This is a genomic window from Syntrophomonas sp. (genome assembly GCF_028707975.1).
In the GTDB taxonomy this organism is placed as follows: domain Bacteria; phylum Bacillota; class Syntrophomonadia; order Syntrophomonadales; family Syntrophomonadaceae; genus Syntrophomonas.
The window spans coordinates 1-4,351 of sequence record NZ_JAQVZX010000128.1; the positions used below are offsets into that span (position 1 = coordinate 1).

4 protein-coding genes are annotated in these 4,351 nt (G+C 46.1%); all 4 read left to right on the forward strand.

All coding sequences use genetic code 11. The features are described 5' to 3' along the window. The coding region (locus tag PHP87_RS10935) for a FeoA family protein (protein WP_366942935.1) at positions 1-284 on the forward strand (284 nt) is incomplete at its 5' end. After that, the gene (gene feoB, locus PHP87_RS10940) at positions 284-2,419 is read left to right on the forward strand and encodes a ferrous iron transport protein B (RefSeq protein ID WP_061214348.1); all 2,136 of its coding nucleotides are present in this window, start codon (positions 284-286) and stop codon (positions 2,417-2,419) included. The genes PHP87_RS10935 and feoB, both read left to right, overlap by 1 nt. Before the next feature lie 217 nt (positions 2,420-2,636). Next, positions 2,637-3,347 carry a DUF421 domain-containing protein gene (locus PHP87_RS10945; RefSeq protein ID WP_061214366.1) on the forward strand — a complete coding sequence of 237 codons (711 nt, stop codon included), beginning with the start codon at positions 2,637-2,639 and terminating at the stop codon, positions 3,345-3,347. A 291-nt stretch (positions 3,348-3,638) separates the two neighbouring features. Then, complete coding sequence (locus PHP87_RS10950) at positions 3,639-4,220, forward strand: phosphatase PAP2 family protein (protein WP_061214347.1); 582 nt, start codon at positions 3,639-3,641, stop codon at positions 4,218-4,220. Positions 4,221-4,351: the final 131 nt, after the last annotated feature.

Sequence of the window (4,351 nt, forward strand, 5' to 3'; positions counted from 1 at the left end):
AACGTCCCGGCAAGATGATAATTTTGGAGGTGAGGATGATGAGTAAAACTCTTAAAGACCTGGCTCCGGGAGAAAAGGCCCGTATCAAGGCGGTTAGCGGCAATGGCAGCGTCAGGCGCCGAATAATCGAGATGGGTCTGGTTCCAGGAGTGGAACTTACTATGGAGCGCTACGCCCCTCTGGGCGATCCGGTGGAGGTCAGCAACCCGGGATTTTTCCTGTCTTTGCGCAAGGAGGAAGCTGATACCATTGTTCTGGAAGAAAATGCTGAGGAGGAGCAGTGATGGATGAAAAAAGAATAGTAATAGCTCTGGCGGGAAACCCCAACTCGGGTAAAACCACGATTTTCAATAATTTGACCGGAGCCCGCCAGCATGTGGGGAACTACCCCGGAGTAACCGTGGAAAAAAAAGAAGGATGGCTAAAACATCGAGGTTTTGAGATTGAAGTTATAGATTTGCCAGGAACCTACGGGCTCTCCGCATATTCTCCCGATGAAGTGGTGGCGAGGAATGTTATTGTAAATGATAAGCCTGATTTGGTGGTTAACATTGCTGATGCTTCCAACCTGGAGCGCAGTCTTTACTTAAACACTCAGTTGAAAGAGTTGGAAGTGCCTATAGTACTGGTTCTTAATATGGCTGATGTAGCGGAGAAGAACGGGATAACCATCAATTACGAACTGATGTCGCAGCTTTTAGGCATGACCGTAGTAAGAGCGGTGGGTACCAAGAATGAAGGTACGGTAACAATACTGGACGCGGTGGTGAACACTTTTGCCGGTGAGGATAAACCATCGGAGAGAATGTTGCGCTACCGCCCGGAGATTGAAGAAGAAATCAACAGCCTGCTGGAATTGCCGTTTGCAGGCAGGCAGAGCGGTTCCCCCTCTTCTGAGGCTGCCGCCGCTGCCGGTAATCTCGATGGTATTTTAAATTATCCTTTACGCTGGACAATAATAAAACTGCTGGAAAGAGACCGCGAATTAACGAAGAAACTGGAAAATAATTCTGAAGGCAAGGTTTTACTGAAACAAATAGAGCAGAGCCGCCAGCGGATCACCGACAAGACGGGCGATGATCCAGAGATGGCTCTGGTGGAAGACCGTTATGCGTTTATTCGCGGGGTATGCCGCGAGGCCTCTCAGATCACTGTCATAAGCAAGCAATCGCTGACCGAAAAAATAGATAATGTTCTCTTAAATCGTGCCCTGGGCATACCCTTGTTTTTGGGGATGATGTGGCTCTTGTTCCAGCTTACTTTCACCCTGGGAACCCCCCCGATGGAATGGATAGAAGCTGGCTTCACAGCTCTGGGGGGCTGGCTTAATGAAGTAATGGCCGAAGGCCTGCTCCGTTCTTTACTGGTGGATGGAATTATCGCCGGTGTGGGTGGAGTAATCGTCTTCCTGCCCAATATTCTATTGCTCTTTTTGGGTATTGCCTTTTTGGAGAGCACCGGCTATATGGCCCGCGCCGCCTTTGTCATGGATAAAGTTATGCACCAGGCGGGGCTGCATGGCAAATCCTTTGTACCCATGCTGATTGGTTTTGGTTGTACGGTACCGGCTCTGATGGCCAGCCGCACCCTGGAAAATCCTCGTGATCGCCTGGTTACCATGCTGGTTACGCCTTTAATGAGCTGTGGGGCTCGTTTGCCGGTTTATACCCTGCTTATCGGCGCCTTTTTTGCTCCCCAGATAGCGGGCAACATTCTCTTTTCCCTGTATATTATTGGTATTGTTCTGGCTATTATCATGGCCCGGGTATTTCGTACCTGGCTCTTGCCGGGGGAGAGCGAGCCTTTTGTTATGGAATTGCCCATATATCGTCTTCCTACTCTGAAAAGCGTCCTTATTCACATGTGGGAAAGGGCCTGGCTCTACCTGAAGAAAGCCGGAACGATTATCCTGGCCTTATCCATTGTTATGTGGGGTTTATTTACCTTTCCTACCGTGGACAAGGAGGGATATGAATTCGAGAGTGCGGTGGAACAGGTGGAGAACAGCTATGCTGGCCGCATGGGGAAGGTCATTGAACCGGTGCTCAGACCTCTGGGTTTTGACTGGAAAACAGGCGTGGCTCTGGTGGCTGGGTTGGGCGCCAAAGAAATAGTTGTAAGCACCCTGGGAACTCTCTATAGCATTGAGGACGAGGAGGGCCTGGCGGAAGAGGAAGAACCGGTGGTGAAAAGTTTTGCCCAGCGGGCCCGGGAACAATCAGGTTATTCACCGCTGGTGGCTTATGTATTAATGCTGTTTACCCTGATTTATGTCCCCTGTCTGGCGGTTGTGGCCGTGATGAAACGAGAAACCAATGGCTGGAAGTGGCCTCTCTTTACCGTAGGTTATACCATAGTCCTGGCCTGGGTGGTATGTTTCCTGGTCTACCGGGGCGGCTTGCTTCTAGGGATAGGGTAATAGGGGTTTAAACAGGCAAATTGTCGGCAGCTGTTTTGCCAGGAAAAACTATAACGAGGTGAAATATGTCCCCGCTAAGCGGTCGGGTTCCTATTAACAAAACAGGCGGCGGGTTCTAGTCCCCCGCCTCGTTGCAGCGCTGTAAGGATAGATGCCAGGATATCAGGTAAAGCTAAAGGAAAATCAGACCAGTCAATGGGGTGTATGGTTGAATATAATGCTTGATAATATTGATATTATATTTAGGAATTTAATTGCGGTTGGCATCTTATTTCTAGTTACCCTTGTGATTGGGAAAAAGCTGATATCCCAGCTGAACTTTTTTGATTTTATTGTAGGAATAACAATTGGATCTATAGCAGCTGCTTTATCAGTTGATAAAACAATCACTTATTCACATGGCATTATCAGCCTCTTAATTTGGGGCCTGATTCCCCTTGTAGTTGCCAAAATAGCCCTGGCTGATATCCGGGCCAGGCGGAGGTTGGATGGAGTACCTACCCTCCTGGTCCAAAATGGGAAAATACTTGAGGATAACCTCAAGAAAGAGAAGTACCATGTTAACGATTTACTCGAAGAGCTAAGGCTAAAGGGAGTTTTTAATATAGCCGACCTGAATTTTGCTATTCTAGAAACCAGCGGGCAGATCAGTGTGCAGCTCAAACCCGAAAAGCAACCAGTCACAGTATCTGACTTGAATCTTTCCGCAACCCGCCAGGGATTATGTGCAAATTTGATAATTGATGGCAAGATATTATACCAGCATCTCAAGCTAGTAAACCGTGACGAAATCTGGCTAAGGGAGGAATTAAAAAAGCAAAACATAGAAGATGTGGGCCAGGTATTGCTGGCATCCATGGATGGGAGTGGCAATCTTTATATCGATGTGAAAGACGACCAGGTGAAAGAATTTAATGTGCTAAAATGATATTATCAAACCCTCGAACTAATAATTTCCTAACCTTGGTCCAATACTCTGTGAACCGGTCAGGTTTGTCCAGTCCCAAAACCTAACAACTAAAGCTTTTATCGCCTGGCTATATAAAGGGGAGCATATCACTGTGGCGGAAGCTTCTTTTTTTTGTAGCGAAATATATTTAAAGAATTCTGGCCTGTATGAACTAGGTCTAACTTAAGGATTTATGCTGGTTAGCCTTTAAGGTATTTGCATTTATTTCATTAGTGGATCAGAAGGGGAAAAATAAAGGGGAAGATGTGTTTGTCAGGAAACTATAGTGCTTTTAGCAGACTTTTTTATTTTTTCTCTAATCTGGATTTGCGGGTACAGGATTATGTGCAGACAATAAACAGCCCCTGTCTGCTAAAAATCATGATCATTATTACTTATTTGGGATCTCCGTGGGTATTCGTCATTTTGTCTGCTCTGACCAGCAGCTACTTGTGGTTTAGGGGAAAAAAGCTGGAGACCATATTTTTAAATGTCACATTATTTTCTGCCTGGGGAATCATGGAAGGGTTGAAGCACTTGTTCAAGTGCGGTCGACCGGCGGGACAAGCTTTGACGATGGCGAGAGGATATAGTTTTCCCAGCGGTCATGCCATGTTGTCACTTGCTTTTTACGGATTCCTGGCCGCTTTACTGTTGAAGTACGGAGGTAGGGGTAACAAACAGGCCTGGTTGGGAGCGGTAGCTCTATATATTCTGGTATTGTTGATAGGATTGAGTAGGATTTATCTTAATGTTCACTATCTTAGCGATGTTATGGCGGGTTGCTTATTTGGTATATTAATACTGATACTAAGTCTTAAAGCCATGAAATTGGTGCAAAATCGGCTCTGAGAAATATTTTTATTGGTCGCGGTTTAGTTGCGGAGCATGTTTAATAGACAGTAAAATCTTAATAGCAGTAAAGAGACAAAGATAAAGAGGGTTTAAAACCCTCTATTTTTCTTATGGTGCGGATGAGAGGA